A 17,928-nucleotide genomic window follows, 5' to 3' on the forward strand; every position below is an offset into this window, starting at 1 on the left:
ATGAATCAAGATCAAAACAATGCAAAATCATCGATTTTTAAATTAAGTTTCATCAAAAATACCAAAGAAAATTTCGCTCTTGCAAAACAATTTCACAATGAAGCCATAGAAAAATCTAAAGAAATTACAATTCCTAATGAAGACATTGCTCTTTCATTCCAACATATTACTAAAATTTTTAGAACGATCTCTGGCATGCCAATACGGATTTTAAACGACGTTTCTTTCGAGGTCAAAAAAGGTGAATTTCACGGTTTTATCGGCAATAATGGGGCCGGTAAAACTACCACAATTAGAACTTTGCTAGATTACCATCAAGCTTGATATGGCAAAATTTTTATCAATGGTATTGATTCGCGTGATGTTAAATCAAAAGAAAAAATTGGCTATATTCCCGAAATTAGTATCTTTCCCAAAAATCTAACTATTTTTGAGTATCTATACTATTTTGCTAGAATGTCAAAAATTCCTAAAAAAGCTGCAATTGATAAAGTTAACAAGATGCTAGAAAAATACGGCTTTAATAAAAAAGAATTTAACAAATCCGCTGAAAAACTTTCAAGCGGCCAAAAGAAAAAAATTAATCTAATTCAAGCCTTAATTAACGATCCTGAAATCCTTATTATGGATGAACCTGCCGCCAATTTAGATCCCTCAGCGCGAATTGAATTCTATGAAGCTATTAAAGAACTTCATAATGAAGGCAAAACTATTTTAATATCATCACACATTCTAGCCGAACTTGAAAAATACATTGATTCGGTAACTGTTCTTGAAAAAGGAACCGTTAAAGATAGTGGCAAAGTGGAAGAGAAACTTAAAAATAAAGTTTATAACTATAAAATTAAATGCACAGACTTGCCCAAATTGCAATCACTATTGGTGGATAAAAAAATTAAGAGTTTAATAAGTGACGATAGTTTACTTTTAAAATTAAGTTCCGAAAAACAAAAACTTTTAATTTTTCAAGTCGCTTTTGATAATAAAATTCAAATTAGTTTTTTTGGCGAAAATAAAATGTCACTAAACAAAATTTACTTTAATGCAGCCAATGCCGAGTAAAATCATCACAAGGAGAAAAAAGCATGTATTCATTATTTAACGAAATCGAACCTTATAATAGCGGGCTACTAGAAGTTAGCGATTTACACAAAATCTACTACGAAGAATCAGGTAATCCTCAAGGTCAACCAATTTTGTATGTTCATGGTGGCCCCGGGGCCGGAACAGATAGTAAATCACGCCAATATTTTGATCCCGCTCACTATCGTATTATTGTTTTTGATCAACGAGGATGTGGAAAAAGCATCCCTAGTGCAGAAATTCGCGAAAACACAACTTGAACTTTAGTAGAAGATATTGAAAAGTTACGAAAACACCTAAAAATTGATTCATGAATTTTATTTGGTGGCTCTTGAGGGTCGTGCCTAAGTTTAATTTATGCTATTAATTATCCCCACCAAACAAAAGCATTAATTCTAAGAGGGATTTATCTAGGAAGAGAAGCTGACAATAAGTTTTTATACTACGAAGGTTCTTCAAAATTTTGGCCAGAAGCGTATCAAGAATTTATTTCATTTATTCCTGAAGAAGAACGTAATAACTTAATCAAAGCATATCATAAGTATTTGAATCATCAAGATCCTAATATTGCTGCTAAAGCTGCCTATCATTGGGCAAAATGAGAATTGGGAATGGTTGCTTTAAGGCAAATTCCAATGTTAGAAGAAATTCTAAGTGATAGTAAGGCAACCTTGGAAATTGCCAGACTTGAATGTCACTTCTTTTTTAATAATTTGTTTTTAGATGATGACAATTACATACTAAATAATGTAGATAAAATAGCGAACATTCCAACTATTATTGTGCACGGTCGCTATGATATGGTTTGCATGCCCGAAGCTGCTTATTTGCTTGCTAAGCAATTGAATAAATGCTCACTTAGATTTATTGATGAATCAGGACATAGTTCAAAAGAAATTGGCATTGCATCAGCATTAGTTCAAGCTACTGAAGAAATGAAAAAATACTAAAATTAGCACTCGAAGAAATAAAGTGCTAAAATTTATATGAATACCTATAATTTGGTGTTTTTTAAATAAACAAAGGGGAGTTAAGTGATGAAAAAATTACCTTACATAGCGATTAGGAATCAACTTATTGCACCGTATAGTACTGCAACCGTAAAAATTGGCCGGCCTAATTCACTTGCTGCAATTCAATTTGCACAAACAGGATTTAATGGTGAAATTTACATTTTCTATACTAAAGACAATAAAATGGTTGACTCAATTAAAAAGACCAGTGATCTTGAAGAGTATGGTGTAAAAGCCAAAATTAAAGAAATAGTTGAACAGGGCAAATTGCAAAATGTAGTTTTCGAGGTTGAAGAGCTTGTCAAAGTTAAAGAAATTTACAAAGAATTAGGGAAATACTCATTTACCTCAGATATTTTTGCTAGTGTTACTGAAGTTGAATATTCAGGAAATTTTGACATTTTAAGTGATTATCGTAGCAAAGCCAAGATGCTAATTGAAAAACTATCTAACTTGCATGATGAAATCGGCTCATATATTTATGGCGGTAGAAGAGGAATAAAAGAATTAGAAAAAGCTTTTTCAGCTAACACCAATATTTCTCCTTTAACCCACGATTCATTTAATGTTGATATTTGAAAAATTATTGATGCACTAACTATTGAACATTCTTGAAAAGAATATTTTGCAATAATAAATGAAACTAACCTAGAAAAAAACTATGAATTAGCGATTAACATGTTAATTAACGCTATTAAAATGGGAAAATTAGACGAAGAAGTTAATTCAACCATGCGTGGTGATTTAGAAAATCAACAACGTGACTTTTTATTACGTGAACGACTAAGACAAATTAAAAAACTTCTAAAAGATGACGAAGCTGGTGCTAAGGCAATTGAAAATATGGAAGATGCCGAAGAAAATGCTCGTCAATATCCTGACTATGTTATTGAAGCGCTAAAAACCGAGCAAAATCGTTTAGCTTCAATGATGCCAGCTAGCCCCGAGGCTAATATTTCAAAAACATACATTGATCTAATCACTACCTTGCCTTGAAAAAAAGTTAGCGGTGAACTACTAGATATTGATAATGTTCGAAAGATTCTTGACAAGCACCACTATGGACTTGAAAAGCCAAAAGAAAGAATCTTAGAATTCATTTCAGTTTTAACTTACACTAAAAAAGAAAATGAAAAAAATGAATATGTTCCAGTTAAAGGAGAAGAAAATCGTTTCATTGACAAAAATTTATTTGTTAATAAGACCGGAAACTTTTTAAAGGATCGAGTAAACAATATTCCTATTCTTACTTTAATTGGTCCTCCAGGTACTGGAAAAACCACTTTAGCTAAATCAATCGCCGAAGCCCTTGGTAGACAATTTGTCAAAATTTCTTTAGGCGGTGTTAAAGATGAAAGCGAAATTAGGGGACATAGAAGAACATATGTCGGTGCTTTGCCTGGCAAAATTATTAGCGGTATTAAAAAAGCTGGCGTATCTAACCCTGTCATTTTACTCGATGAGATTGATAAGATGTCATCTGATTTCAGAGGCGACCCTCTTAGTGCATTACTAGAAGTATTAGACCCTGAACAAAATACTAACTTCCAAGATCATTATCTTGATTTAGAATATGACCTTTCTAAAGTGCTATTCATTGCTACTGCTAACTCATTTGATAGCATTCCAGCGCCACTTTATGACCGGGTAGAATTCTTAGAACTTTCAACTTATACATTAATTGAAAAAACAAGAATTGCCAGAACTCATTTACTTTCAAAAATTTTAAGCCTTAACGCTTTAACAGAAAAACAATATCAAATTACTGACGAAGTTTTAGCTTACATTATTAAAAACTACACTAGAGAAAGCGGCGTTCGTAATTTACAAAGACTACTAGATTCAATTGCAAGAAAAATTGTAGTACGCATCTTGGATAAAAAAGTTGACAAAGAATTTGTAATCGACAAAGCAATCGTAAGAGAATTTTTAGGCCCAGAGTTATATAACGAAAAAGGTGACGAAACGCAACCAAAAGCCGGCGTTGTTAATGCTTTGGCATACACAGCTTACGGTGGAACTAGCATGACTATTGAAGTCACAACATTTCCTACCACTGCTAAAGGTGCTTTAAACCTAACAGGACAACTAAAAGATGTTATGCGTGAATCAGCAACAATATCTTTAGCATATGTTCGTTCAAACGCTGAAAAATTTGGTATTAAAGATTTTGATTTCGAAAACACTTCAATTCATATCCACGTTCCTGAAGGAGCTATTCAAAAAGATGGCCCTTCAGCTGGTGTAACATTTACCACCGCGATTATTAGTGCGCTTTCAAAAAAAGCTGTGCCAAATACTATTGCTATGACTGGTGAAATTACATTACGTGGCAAAGTGCTGCCAATTGGTGGACTTAAAGAAAAATCGCTAGCCGCTTCGCAAATTGGTATTAAAACGATTTTCATTCCTAAAGATAATGAAAAGAATTTGATTGACGTACCTGAAGAAGTTAAAAAAGACATCAAATTCGTACCAGTTGAATATTACGATGAAATTTTTAAATACATTTTTGAAGCAAAAAATAAATAATAAATAAAGTGAAAATATGCCCCTTACTATGTGGGCATATTTTTTTGAAACTTTCTTAACAGTAATAAAAACCTTTCTAGCAATGAATTTAGAAAGGAATTTTATGTAAGACTTTTTTTTAATTTTGACTACTATGAACGAGTTTTTTCGTAATAGTAAGCAACGATTTTTGTACGTAAATTGGTATCAATAATCGGATATGGTAGTAGTTTATAGCCAGCGATTTCACCATCATTAAATTGACTGTAAATCTCTAAGGCAATTTTATCATTAGCAAAGTACCATTTTTTAATAAATTCATAAAAAAGTGAATCAGTAGGCGTGTACGAAATGTAATTAAAATTAGCAATTTCTGGCACTTCACTTTGATCAAAAACATCTTGAAAAAATTTATGAAAGTATTTATATTTTGAATTTCTTAGTTCTAATATTTTTTCATAATTATTATCAATTAATGCTTTTCTAAATTCGTCTACTTCTTTTAGAATATTATCTAAATTAGTGTCATTAGCATAACTTGATTTAAGTCTTGCTTTTTCAAATTCAACAACATCTTCGGTCAAATGCTTCTTAAATTCTTCAAAAAACTTATCTTCAATTGTTTTTAAACTGCTTTGCAAAGTTGAATTTACATTATTATTAGCATAAACATTTTCTTTTAAAGTTTGTAGAAGTGTATTAGTGTCTTTGTCTGAAAGCCCTTGCGAAATAATTCAAACATCCATCAAAATATAATTATTTTTTGGCCTAATAAAACGAACATTGCCATCTTGAACCGAATCAAAATTATCACGTGAGTAATAAGCATCTAAAGCATCTCCATTATAAAGCACCGCAGCATCTGAACGTTTTGCTTTTGGCTCGATTAAATGGTTAAGCAATTCAAGACCATCGTTACTCATGAAATTTAAATCAGTATCTTTAATGTTGGCTCCAGTAGCTTTTTTTACAAAATCAACAAATGAATCAATGTATTCTTTGTAATTTTCTTCAGTGATTTGATTGTAATTAGAAACGTTTTTATTAATTGCCCCTAACATCAAATTATCATAATAAGCATTAGTCCAACCAAACCGCTTGTAGTTGTATTTTTTTAGAATCTCAACAATCTCTAGTCAATTTAATTTGCCGTTTTGATTAGCTAATTCTTTAGTAGCCGCTTCAGTATCTAAATGTGGACGAGTACTTTTATTAGTGTTATAAGCAATTCCTTTGTCTTGTGAATAGTAAGGAATAATATAATCGTAGAAATGATCTGCTTTGCCATCGCCATCTACGTCGTATGTTTTCTTTTCTTGATCAAGAATACGAGCTTTGGGATGTTTTTTGTTAGCGATAGCATCGTAGATGTATCTGTCAAAAGCTTCCATATGTTTAACAATTGCCGGTCTAAACAGCTTTTTTCGATATTCTCAACTATTAGCGTTTTCGTTAAAAATCTTAGTAAAGTCAATCTTCCTAATTTTGTTGTCAATAATAAGCTGAGCAGCTTGAAAATCACTGCCAACACCAGCAATAGCTTTTTCTGCGTTTAAGGCTTGCGTAAATTCGTTAACTTCTTTAAATTCTTTATAGTTATAGTTTTGTTTTAATTTGTTTTTAATTTCCGGTGCTAAGTAAGATTCATAATTGTAAATGCTAGGACGATATCCCCCACTTAATTTAATAGTTAAAAAGCTGATGAAAACAATAAAAACAATAATAATGGGTAGAAATACCAAGAGAATTTTTGTTAATTTACGATTCAATCCACATTACCTCTTTATTTTTGAATTTTGCTTTTCTAGAAGTTTTTTATTAGAAATAATAATTCTCTTGATTTTCATTGATTGAATGCCTTTATAAGATGCATAAATAGTATTTCCAATCACAACAATTAGTAAAGAGATCGCTCCAATCGCCAAAGATCAAGCTTGAAATTGCCCTTCATAAAGTTGTGTCCCTAATGTTTCGGTATTTGAAACGATTCTAGTAATAATAAAATCATCAAATGAAAGAGTCATTGTGATTACGAAAGTAAAAGCAATGCTACCAATCATGTAAACGAAATAAGTTTTGAATCAGGTTTTAATTTTTGAATATCCAAGATCTTGGCTAGCTTCAAAAATGTTTTTCGAAAATTTGTCACTTTTTGGCAACATGATTAGAATACCATAAGGTAAACACATTGCACTATGCGCAATTACTGCTCTAAAAAACCCTTCACTAGTTGCTTTTAAAGTGCCAAAGAAAATGATATCTAAAATTACAGCTAGCGTGATGCCGGTAATAACATCAGGATTAATTAGAGGGATGTTGGCTGATGTTTGAGTGTATGACCTTAATCCTTTATTCTTTTGTCTTCAAAGAGCGAACACAGTGATTAGCGATAAGACAATCACAATAATAGAAGTACAAAATCCTAATAAAAATGAATTAACAAAAGCTAGTCCATGTGAACGCGAGAATAGCTCACGATAAGCTAATCATGAAGTTTTATTTCAAGTGGTTACTGAAAACGATCCTTTATCAGAAGGCTCATTAAAACTAAAAACTGCTCCAAAAATAATTGGCACATACAATAAAAGTAGAATGATTGCAATGTATGAATAATTCAAAATTTTCTTAAGTCTATTCATGCGAACCTCCACGTTTTTTAGAAATTAAATATGGAATTCCGTAAATAATTGCATATAATGACATTAAAACTGCCATGGTAATAATAACCAAAGTAGAAGCATTTGCTAAATCAAATTTATTGGCAGTATTAGCAAATTGATTAATTAAATTACCAATTAATTGTTTTTGTGAACCATTTGGTAAAAGTTTATCTGAGATAATAAGCGAGGTTGCTGACATCATTAAAACAATGGCAAAACCACTTAAAATTGCTTTAGCAGAATAAGGTAAAATAACTTTAAAAACGGTTTGGAATCTTGAATATCCCAAGTCTTCTGAAGCTTCAATTATATTCTCTGGCATATCTTTAAGCACTTGATAAAGCGGCATTACCATGAACGGCAAATATAAATAAACCATTCCAAAAATCATGAAGAAATAATTGTTTAAAGAATTTTCATCAAAGATAGCGGAGAACAGTCCTCTAACTGCCAAGGCTTTAGAAATGGTGAAAATCGCAAGCGGACTTAGCATTAAAGAAAGTCCAAGCGTTTTTAAAATAACCGATTTGCTTCTTGCAATAATAAATGCATAAGGAAAACCAATGATTAAAGAAATAGTTGCTGCAAAAAGACCGCTTGTTATTGATCTAGTCATGATAATTCAAGTAGTGCTTTTGCTAGCTATTTCCCAATTTTCTAATTTATGTGAGCCATCTAAAGTTGTAAAACTCTTGATGATAATATAAATCATTGGCAAAATAATGAATAATATTGAAAAGATAATATACGGAATAATTAGCGAAGACTGTTTATTAAATTTAAATATTCTTTTAGGTTTAAATTTACTTGATGTACTTGCGTTAGCTAAGTTCATTTTCGTCTCCGTTTTCTACAACATTCAACACTTCTTTAGAATCTTTTTTCATTAAATGGATTGCGTCAAGTAGTCAATCTAAATAAACTTCACTATTAACTTCGTATTTAAATGGTGTTTCGACAAAAATGGTCTTACCATCTACTTCTATTTCATAGTTGTAGTAGCTTCCACCATAAATAGATTTAGTAATCACACCACTTAATTTAGCTTTTTTACGATCCTGTGTAATTAGAATATCCTCAGGTCTAATTAAAGCATCTAACTTTTCGTTTTTTCCAAATTCAGTATGGATGGTATTGAAAATTTTACCCATAATTTTGACTTTGCCTTCTTCTAAGAAATTCGCCTCAAAGAAGTTAGAATCGCCAATAAAATTAGCTACTCATTTATTAACGGGGTAGTCATATAGATCTTTAGGAATACCAAATTGTTCAATTTTACCATCACGAATAATAGCAATTTTATCGCTTAGTTGCAAGGCTTCGTTGCGGTCGTGAGTAACAAAAATAAAAGTTAATTTAAGTTCTTGTTGAATATCCCTTAAAAATCTTTGCATTTTCTCACGAATCTTAGCATCAAGAGCACTAAGTGGCTCATCTAAAAGTAAAATTTCGGGTTCAATTACTAGTGACCTTGCTAGCGCAACTCTTTGCTTCATTCCGCCTGATAGAAAGTTTACGTTTTTCTTTTCGTTGCCTTCAAGACCAACTAGACTCATAACTTTTTTAACTTCTGCGTTCATTTCTGAAGCACTAATTGGTCTAGTTAAATAACGATTTTCGAATTGTTCTGTTTTTAGATCAATGTAATTTTCTCAATATGAGTATTTAAAATCCATATCGTCAATTCATGACTGATATTTATGTCTTTTCTTTTCAGGTAGACGAGGATTTTTTAGAATTTTTTCATATTGATTCATTTCCTTGTCTAATTTTTTCATTTCCAAAGTAGCTTTTTTATTTCATTTTGCTTGATTAGCTAATAAAGTATTTTGAAATGATTTAGGTTGTTTTTCTTTGGGAATTCTTTTTAGTCTAAGCCCATATTTGATGTTATTTTCGACATTTAGATGTGGAAAAAGGGCATAGTCTTGGAAAATGGTTGAAACATTTCTTTTGTGAGGGCTAAGGTCTTTAATGTCTTTGCCATAAAATTTAACTTCCCCTCTAGTAACTCATTCAAAACCACCAATGATTCTTAAAATAGTAGTTTTCCCCGAGCCTGAAGGTCCTAGCAAGGTAACAAATTCCCCTTTTTGGATTGTTAAATTAACGTTATCTAAGACGTTTTTATTATCAAACTCTTTAACAATATCAACAAGCTCAATGATTGGCTTGACTTTTTTATTAATTTTTTCTTTTTCGATTCTAGGCACTTTATTTTTCTCCTTTTAATAAACACTTTGATAAGTTATGCGCATTTTTTAAAGCAAGGGGGAGAGAAAATTAAAGTCATTTTGGTTGCTTTTAATAGGGTCATTTTTTGAAATAACAAAATAAGAAACTATCTTCTTAGAAAATAAAATAACATTGAAAAAACAATTTTTGGAAATACTTAGCATTTTCGAAAAGTCCTTTCTATGATTTTGTTTTTTGATAGTAATAATCTGTTACTTTATTACGAAGTTCTAAATCAAGTGGTTGGTAAATTTGACGATTAATGTTAGGATTATCTTCAATTGAGAACAAATCAACCACTTCTTGATTTGGTTTTTTATCGCTTTTTAAGAAGTAGTATTTTTTTACAAAGTCAATGATTCCTTCGTAAGTTGGTGTATAAGAAACGGCATCGAAGTTTGCAACCGAGGGATTGAAATCAAATGAATCTTTAAAGACATCGTAATTCTCTTCATAAAATGATTTTGAAATTTCTTCTAGTGTTTTAATTTCGTTATTATCTTTATTTTTGAAGAGATTCTCTTCATAATATTTTGATTTTGATCCATCTTCTTCAACAAGGTTTTTGTAAACTTGATTAATATACTCTTTTTCTAGCTCTTGCATCGATAAATTTGAGCCTTTGAAAATATGTTTGCTACCAAATTCTAAGAAATCATCGCTATCTTTATCACTAATTGCATTAGAAACAATTCAAGCATCTAGCAACATGTAATTATTTTTTGGTCTTACATATTTAATTTGTTGTTGATCGCCTAAAACCTCAAAATTATCTTTAGCGTAGAATGAATCGACAGCATCACCGTTATACATAACAGCAATGTCGGCCCTTTGATTAGAAGGTTCAATAATATCATTAACTAGTTCAAGTCCGCTAGTTATTAATTTATTAGTTCGCACATCGCGAATATCCCTTCCGGTAGCTTCTTTAACAAAATTGAAAAAATGATCAAAAACTTCTTTGTAATTTTTATTGTCTAACTGTGTAATTTTGCCGCTTATTAAATAATTTTTAATTTTACTTTCAGTAGCATAAAACTGACCGATCATTGCATTATCTAAAAATGAACTTGTTCAAGAAATGTGTTTGTAGTTGTGCTTTTCAACTAAAGTTTTGATTATCGTTAATCAATTGGTATCCTTAAAAACTATGCTGTCAATGTCCTTAAGGTGATCGCGATATTTCTTGTTTATATTGTAAGCAATGACTTTGTCTTGCATGAAATAGGGAATTAAATACTCATAAAAATGATCTACACCCGGTTTCATATCAGCTTCAAATCCTATAATTTTAGAACTATCATCTTGATCATAAACAATGTGGGGACGTGACTTGTCATTGGTTGGGTTTTCTTTTTTAATCTTTGAAATTATTCATTGTTCATATTTTTCTAAATGAGATCTAAGAATTTTAGGATAATTAGCCAAAAGTTTTTCGGAACTGTAGTCTTCGTATACTTTATTGAAATTAATCTTTTTAATTTTTTGATCCAGTATTAATTGGGCAATTTGGTGGTCGCTTCCAATACCGGCCACTGCTTTTTGTTTATTAATTGCTTTAGTGAATTCATTGACTTCTGAAAACTCATGATAAGAGTATTTTTTCTTAATATCGCCGATGATTTTTTTGCTTAAATAAGATTCGTAGTTATAGATACTAACTTGGTAGGGATTTTTAATTTTAACTGCAAAAGCGACAAAAAATAACCCACACGTTACTATCACCAAAAAAGTTATTAAAATAATTCTGACTGCGTGTGGAGAAAGCTTGTTTTTTTTCACCTTAATACCCCAATTTTTTTATTTCTTTTTCGTCGTTTACTCAATTGTTACTAATTTTCACGTTAACTTTTAAGAAAACTGAATGGTCAAATATTTGTTGCATTTTCTTTCGGGCTTCTACAGAAATTTCTTTAATCATTGAAGCATTATGGCCGATTAGAATGCCTTTTTGTGATTCTTTTTTAACATAAATAGTGCCGTTTATTATATAAGGACTTTTATCTCTTTCAATAAAATCCGTAATTTCCACCGCAATTGAATGTGGCAGTTCTTGAAAAAGTCTTTTAATTGCTGATTCACGAATAATTTCTTTAGCAATGAAACGCATTGAAACATCTGAAATGTAATCTTCAGGATACATGGCTTCATCTTCTTTGGCATAGGTTTTTATTATTTCTAGCAAGTCACGATAACTTTGATCATGGCCTTTACCAACCCCAAAAACTGAAGCAAATCCCATTTTTTTCAAATAACCCGCTTTTTTATCAAGTTTGGTTTTGTCATCGACTAAATCAACTTTGCTAATAATAGCTAATTTATTTTTTACACCCGCATCTTCAATTGTTTTAATAATAAATTCATCACCTTTACCAACTACTTCATTAGCTGGTGATAAAAATAGAACAAGATCCACATCTTTTAAAGCATCTTGGGCGCGTTTGTTGAGGCGTTTTGATAATAAGCTTTCGCCTTTGTGAATTCCGGGAGTGTCAATAAAAATGATTTGATATTCATCATCATTATAAAAGCCCTTAATATCATCGCGAGTCGTTTGGGCATGTTTAGAAACAATTGCTAACTCGTAACTAATTAAATGATTCATTAATGTACTTTTGCCAGTATTTGGGCGGCCAATTAAGGCTACAATACAAACTTTTTTATTCATTACTTCCTCCTAACTTCTGCGAATATTAAGCTTGTTCATGATGTTATCTACATGAGCATTCATAATCTTTGCTTCATCTTCGGTTTGGTGATCAAAGCCAAATAAATGAGCAATACCATGAGCAAAAATATAACAAAATTCTCTTTTTAAACTATGGTTAAACTCTTTGGCTTGTTTTTTGATCTTTCAAGGCGACATAATAATTTGTCCCAGCGGAAGAACTTCAAGAAAATTTAATTCCTCAAGGCCTTCGAGGGGAAAACTCAAAATGTCAGTAACGTAGTTTTTGTTGCGAAAGTGGCGATTTAGTTTTTTCATTTTTGGGGCCATTACAAATAAAAGATCCACAACTAAATCCTTCTCGCATGCAAATTCTTGTTTAGCTTCATTCAATATTACTTTAAATTCTTCTAAAAATTTGAACCTGCATAAACTGCGATTTTTGTATACCAAATTATTCATATTGAAAAATTATAGACTAATTACATTTAAATAAAGTATTTATTTATTTTCTCTATTCAAGAGCAATTTTATTATTAGAAAAAATGGTTTTATTGTTGTGACTAATCTCTATAAAAATTGCATGACGTTGAACCTTTTTTATCGCAGAAGTTAGCTTCAGAAAATGAGTGCTACTTATATTTTCAAATGCTTCATCTAAAATAATCAAGTTATATTCAAAACAAAATAATTTCAATAAATTAAGCAATTGTCTTTGCCCAGTTGAAAGAAACATACCACCATTTTCAATTTTGGCGTTTCAAGATAAATTAAAATCTTGTAATAACGAGTTTAGGTCGTATTTTTCAATATTGTTTTTCAATCTAAAAATAGCATCTTTGTTTCTTAAAGTAACAACGTTGATTAAAAAATCACTAGCAAAATAAGAAAAATTGTCATTTAAAAATATTAAACTACGAAGATTTTCTTTATCAAATTTACTAAGTTCCTTGTCGTTAAAGTAAATTGCTCCAGAATAATCATCATATAAACCAAAAAGTAATTTTGCTAAAGTAGATTTACCAACACCATTTTTACCAGTAATTTGGGTATGTTTATTTATGATTAAGTTTAAATTTTTAATCACATCCTTTTGAGCGAAACTAAAAGATAGATCTTGAATATTAATGCATCTTAGTTGATTAGATAACTTTTCTTTATCTTTATTTTTCTCTTCAGGCAAATTAAGAATAAAATCAATTCTTTCAATATCGATTTTATTGCTATTTCAATTCACAACTAAATCACTAATAGTTTCAAGCGGCGATGTTGTAAAAGAAAGAATAGTATTAAACAAAATTAAAATTCCCAAACTAATTGCGTTGTCTAAAATGTAGATGGTACCAAAATAAGTTATTAAAATTGATCCAAACATTACTAACATATTTAAAAATAGTGATTTTAGATTAAAAACTTTAAAAAGCGCATGACTATTTTTTTGATAATTTTTAAATGCTACTAAAAAGTTGGTTCTTGCATATGTTCGAGCCAAAGAATTCTTATAACCTTCAAGACTATAAAACACTTCAATATTACTATTAAACATATTAATGTTATCTTCAATGATTTTGGGTTTTTTAGCACTTATAAATTTCTTAAAAGAAGTGGCACCAATAAATTGAATTGCAACTACCACAATTGCTAATGCCGTTAATTTTCAACTTAAAAAAATCAAAGAAATAAACGAAACTAAAATGATTAAAATGTTATTAAAAATAAGAAGGAAAATATTGCAATACCAACTAGCTACATTTGGTAATGAAGATAGTCGTTGTAAATAATCTGTTTTGGTGATTTTATTCAATTGTTTAATTTTGCCATTTATAACTTTATTAAAGAATAAATTCGAAATTTGTTCCTCAATTTTTAAATAGATTTTTTGCTTAATCAAATTGATAATAAATTCATTGATAATTCTAACAATTCCAATTCATAAAAATAACACTGTAATATTAAGAAGATTGGAATGCTTTTTTATACTAATAACATCGTCAACAATATATTTAAAAAAGTAGCTACTACCAAAAATGAAAGCCTGTAGCAAAATGCTTAAAAAAGCAATTAATAGTAGCCTTCCGAGTTGACTTTCCAAGTGTTTAAAATGTGCGGGTTTTCGCGCCTTAATTATTTGATGTTTTGGATCGCAATCAACAAAAATTAGAAGGTCTAAATAAATGCTTTCAAAGTCAACTAAACTAAGCTGGTATTTACCTTTAAAAGAGTCATTAATAAAAACAAAGTCGCGATCTTTTTTCTCAATAATGACATAGTGAAAATAATTATCTTCTTTAATAATTGTGATTACTGGCTTAACAAGTTCAAGATTTTTAAAAGCTTCAAAATCGCCTTGCGAAGCATTTAAAAATAGCCCAAATTTCTTTGCCAAAATAATCAAATCATGCAAGTTAATGCCATTTTCTGTGTAATTAACTTGATATTTGAGTTCGTTTAGATCTAGTCATTGGTGGTAGTGAAATTGATAAAATGCTTGCAAGACACAAAGTCCACAATCTTTAATATCATATTGGCGCTTTATTTTCATATTTGTATTATCAACCGCTAAAAGTTAATGATTATAAAAATAGGAAAAAGATAGGAAAAGAGAAATAAAAAAATGAGGCTAAGTAACCTCATCTTTACTATTATGTTACAAATTTATTTAGCTAGAAAGAAAGTGACTAACGGAAAAATTACTCCTAGAGCTCCTAATACAAAGAATACAATTAAAGCTCTGGCAAAGATTTTACCGCCTAATTTTTTTCTATTAATACCATCATCTTTTAATGATGTTACATTGACTAGCATACGGATAAAACCAATTAACAGTACAAGCGCTGCTACAATCATTAGAATTAACGAAATGATTGCAAATGACGCTGAAAAAATTGTTCCGCTATTTAAATTTTTATTGAACAATTTGTCTCCATAATACTCAGGCGCTTTGGCGCTGAATCAAGTAGCAGGAGTATTAAGTGCTTTAGCTGCTGCTTCCATATTTTTTCCTTTCGTTCAATTAATCAAATTAGTATAGTTTATTGTAACCCAAAACCAAAAAATATCACAATAAAATTTTTTAAATGCCTTAATTTTGGGCTTTTAAAGTTCATAAGACTGTAAAAATGTTACAGTTTTAACTTAAAAAACAAATACCTATATTGGTATATAATCTAACATATTATGTTAAGGAATATTAAGAAGATTTTACTTACAGCCACAGTTGCTGCTCCTATTGCATTGGCACCGATTCTTTTGGCTTCATGTGAAGATAAACCAACACTTGAACCAAACCTAAAAAACGCTACATACGACGCTCAAAGTAAAGAGTATAAATTTGCCGGTAGTGCTTCTGCTTTTCATAGCGAAAATCGAAAAGTTACAAACCCAGTAGATAATTCTGATCTCGCTTATAATATTTACGAATATGAAAGAAATGAAGATGGCAGTTACAAAAAAGATGCCAAAGGAAATTTCATTCCTAAAAAAGATAAAAATAATCAAGAAATTTTTAACATCAATCACATTCCTGCAAAATTTAAAAACCTTTTTAGTCGCCTTTTTAATTTAAGCAATTTAAAAGCGCGCTATAGTTTTCGTATTTTCAGTTTCACTTGAGACGAACTTAATAAATATTGACCAAATGCGGCTAATAAAAGACGATATGCCATTTACAAAAATCGTCCTGATGTGCTTTTTTTCTGTATTTACTGAATCGAGAAAGAAAATCAAGTTACTAGCGCTTTTCGTGAGGCAGTAAATGAAGTTCTTTCAAAATTAGCAGAACCAGGCGTGCCTTACAGTGACGAAGAAGCACCTTGGCCATTTCATCCCGGGCTGCTTAACGACGATGGCTATTATCTAAAAAATATTTCCGATCCGATTCCAGTCATGTTTTCTGAACTTTAAACGCAAATTAATTGATAAAAGAAGGTAATTAACAATGAATAAAACAATCCGTACACGCTACGCTCCAAGTCCTACTGGCTATTTGCACATTGGTGGGGCTAGAACTGCTTTATTTTGCTACTTATTTGCTAAACATAGTAATGGCGATTTTATTTTTAGATTAGAGGATACTGACGTTGAAAGAAATGTTGAAGGTGGTGAAGCTAGCCAACTTAATAATTTAGCATGACTTGGAATTGTCCCTGATGAAAGTCCACTAAAACCTAACCCCAAATATGGTAAATACCGTCAAAGTGAAAAATTAGCAATATATCAAGCATACATTGACGAATTAATTAAACAAGGGCTAGCTTACAAAGCCTATGATAGCTCTGAAGAACTAGCTAAACAGCATGAAGAGCAAGAAAAAGCTGGTGTTGCTTCTTTTCGTTATGATCCAACCTGACTAAAACTATCCGAAAGTGAAATCAAACGAAGAGATGAAGCTAAAGAATATTCAATTAGGCTAAAGTTGCCCAAGAATAAAAACTATTCTTGAGACGATTTAGTGCGTGGTCCAATTAGTGTTAATAGCGATGACATTGGCGATTTTGTTATCATGAAAAGCGATGGTTATCCAACTTATAACTTTGCTGTGGTAGTTGATGATCATCAAATGGATATTACTCATGTTTTGCGAGGCGAAGAGCACATTACTAACACCCCTAAGCAATTAGCGATTTATGAAGCTTTTGGCTGAGATAATCCAGTTTTTGGTCATTTGACTATTATTACTAATATGGAAGGCAAAAAATTATCTAAACGCGATAAAAGCCTAAAACAATTCATTGAAGATTATAAAAATGAAGGTTATTGTCCAGAAGCAATTTTTAACTTCTTAGCATTACTTGGATGAACTAGCGGCGATAAAACAGAGATTATGTCTCATGATGAACTAATTAAAAAATTTGACTATAATCGTCTTTCAAAAAGCCCTTCAAAATTCGATATTGTGAAAATGGAATGATTCTCAAAACAATACATGAAAAAACTACCAAATGAAGTAATTATTGAAAAAATCAATTCACCAAAAGATGCGCAATGAAATAATTTGTTTGTTGAAACTTACAAACAACAAGCCGCTACTATTTCAGAAATAAAAGAAAATCTTAAAATTTATCTATTTCCAAAAGAAAAACTAGAGCTTCAAATTGATAATGATTTAGTCGTTAAAACTTTTTTTGCACACCTTAAAGCAAAAGATTTTACTATTGAAAATATTCAAGCAGCAATTGACGAAACCAAAAATGCATTAAATGTTAAAGGAAAAGATTTGTTTATGCCAATTAGAATTACCGCTACCTATGAAGAACATGGCCCTGAACTTGCTAAAGCAATCTATTTATTTGGCAAAGATCTAGTTTACAAAAGGCTAACTAAATGAAGCTAAAGTACCAATCTAGTAGCATTCTTGCCGATGGCAAAACAAACGAAATCTTTGAAACTGATTTTGTTGATTACGAAGAAAAAGTTTCAAATGAGTTTATTATCTTGGATTTTGTCGATCAACGCAACACTAGCCACCATCTAGAAATTAGTGCAAATGAAATCAATATTCAATACGGACAGCAAAAAATTAAATTAATTAAAAATGAGCGCGTTAATACAATTTATAGAACTAAAGTTAAAGATTTCAATCTAGATTGATATTTAAAACATGTAGATATTGGATTTGATGAAATCAAATTCGAATATGATATTTTGCAAGAAACTAATCTAATCACTAGCAACATTGTTAAACTAATAACTAGAAAATAATTCTTTTAAAATAAAAACTAACAACGATTTAAAAGCCAAAATGATAGAAATTGGCTTT

The 17,928-nt window shown here is 30.5% G+C and carries 15 protein-coding genes; 6 read left to right on the forward strand and 9 right to left on the reverse strand.

What is annotated here, in order from left to right:
- From EXC42_RS02280 to lon, 3 genes are all read left to right on the forward strand, one after another.
- Entirely contained in the window at nt 1–1,062 is a 1,062-nt protein-coding gene (locus EXC42_RS02280) for an ABC transporter ATP-binding protein (RefSeq protein ID WP_012498365.1), read from the forward strand.
- A gap of 23 nt (nt 1,063–1,085) precedes the next feature.
- On the forward strand, nt 1,086–2,033 hold the full coding sequence (gene pip, locus EXC42_RS06290; protein WP_012498366.1) for a prolyl aminopeptidase: 948 nt from the start codon (nt 1,086–1,088) through the stop codon (nt 2,031–2,033).
- Nucleotides 2,034–2,120: 87 nt separating this feature from the next.
- On the forward strand, nt 2,121–4,628 hold the full coding sequence (gene lon / locus EXC42_RS02290; protein WP_012498367.1) for an endopeptidase La: 2,508 nt from the start codon (nt 2,121–2,123) through the stop codon (nt 4,626–4,628).
- A gap of 131 nt (nt 4,629–4,759) precedes the next feature.
- Here the strand turns inward: lon and EXC42_RS06295 are convergent, their stop codons facing one another.
- The 9 genes from EXC42_RS06295 to EXC42_RS02335 all read right to left on the reverse strand — a co-directional run bounded on the left by EXC42_RS06295 (nt 4,760) and on the right by EXC42_RS02335 (nt 15,164).
- The gene (locus EXC42_RS06295) at nt 4,760–6,376 is read right to left on the reverse strand and encodes a hypothetical protein (RefSeq protein ID WP_129648930.1); all 1,617 of its coding nucleotides are present in this window, start codon (nt 6,374–6,376) and stop codon (nt 4,760–4,762) included.
- 6 nt (nt 6,377–6,382) lie between these two features.
- Nucleotides 6,383–7,246, reverse strand: coding sequence for an ABC transporter permease (locus tag EXC42_RS06300; RefSeq protein ID WP_012498369.1), 864 nt, complete (start codon nt 7,244–7,246; stop codon nt 6,383–6,385).
- Complete coding sequence (locus tag EXC42_RS02305; protein WP_012498370.1) at nt 7,239–8,102, reverse strand: ABC transporter permease; 864 nt, start codon at nt 8,100–8,102, stop codon at nt 7,239–7,241. The genes EXC42_RS06300 and EXC42_RS02305 overlap by 8 nt, the downstream gene beginning before the upstream one ends.
- Nucleotides 8,089–9,471, reverse strand: a complete 1,383-nt coding sequence (locus EXC42_RS02310; RefSeq protein ID WP_041914181.1) for an ABC transporter ATP-binding protein — start codon at nt 9,469–9,471, stop codon at nt 8,089–8,091. Before EXC42_RS02310 ends, EXC42_RS02305 begins: the two co-directional genes overlap by 14 nt.
- Nucleotides 9,472–9,682: 211 nt before the next feature.
- Nucleotides 9,683–11,284, reverse strand: coding sequence for a type 2 periplasmic-binding domain-containing protein (locus EXC42_RS06305; RefSeq protein WP_012498372.1), 1,602 nt, complete (start codon nt 11,282–11,284; stop codon nt 9,683–9,685).
- A gap of 1 nt (nt 11,285) precedes the next feature.
- Nucleotides 11,286–12,170 (reverse strand): GTPase Era, encoded by an 885-nt coding sequence (era, locus tag EXC42_RS02320; protein ID WP_012498373.1) that lies wholly within the window; start codon nt 12,168–12,170, stop codon nt 11,286–11,288.
- 9 nt (nt 12,171–12,179) lie between these two features.
- A complete protein-coding gene (ybeY, locus tag EXC42_RS02325; RefSeq protein ID WP_041914107.1) occupies nt 12,180–12,632 on the reverse strand; it encodes an rRNA maturation RNase YbeY in 453 nt (150 codons plus the stop codon).
- A 52-nt stretch (nt 12,633–12,684) separates the two neighbouring features.
- Entirely contained in the window at nt 12,685–14,712 is a 2,028-nt protein-coding gene (locus EXC42_RS06310) for an Mbov_0121 family peptidase domain-containing ABC transporter (protein ID WP_129648933.1), read from the reverse strand.
- Between the two features lie 113 nt (nt 14,713–14,825).
- On the reverse strand, nt 14,826–15,164 hold the full coding sequence (locus tag EXC42_RS02335; RefSeq protein ID WP_012498376.1) for a hypothetical protein: 339 nt from the start codon (nt 15,162–15,164) through the stop codon (nt 14,826–14,828).
- A 183-nt stretch (nt 15,165–15,347) separates the two neighbouring features.
- Between EXC42_RS02335 and EXC42_RS06315 the strand changes: the two genes are divergently transcribed.
- The 3 genes from EXC42_RS06315 to EXC42_RS02350 are packed head-to-tail and all read left to right on the forward strand — an operon-like array spanning nt 15,348 to nt 17,870.
- Nucleotides 15,348–16,073 (forward strand): hypothetical protein, encoded by a 726-nt coding sequence (locus EXC42_RS06315; RefSeq protein WP_012498377.1) that lies wholly within the window; start codon nt 15,348–15,350, stop codon nt 16,071–16,073.
- Nucleotides 16,074–16,107: 34 nt separating this feature from the next.
- The gene (gltX, locus tag EXC42_RS02345) at nt 16,108–17,502 is read left to right on the forward strand and encodes a glutamate--tRNA ligase (protein ID WP_012498378.1); all 1,395 of its coding nucleotides are present in this window, start codon (nt 16,108–16,110) and stop codon (nt 17,500–17,502) included.
- On the forward strand, nt 17,493–17,870 hold the full coding sequence (locus EXC42_RS02350; RefSeq protein ID WP_012498379.1) for a hypothetical protein: 378 nt from the start codon (nt 17,493–17,495) through the stop codon (nt 17,868–17,870). The genes gltX and EXC42_RS02350 overlap by 10 nt, the downstream gene beginning before the upstream one ends.
- The last annotated feature ends 58 nt before the right edge of the window (nt 17,871–17,928 follow it).

The organism is Metamycoplasma arthritidis (genome assembly GCF_900660715.1).
GTDB classification, from domain to species: domain Bacteria; phylum Bacillota_I; class Bacilli_A; order Mycoplasmatales; family Metamycoplasmataceae; genus Metamycoplasma; species Metamycoplasma arthritidis.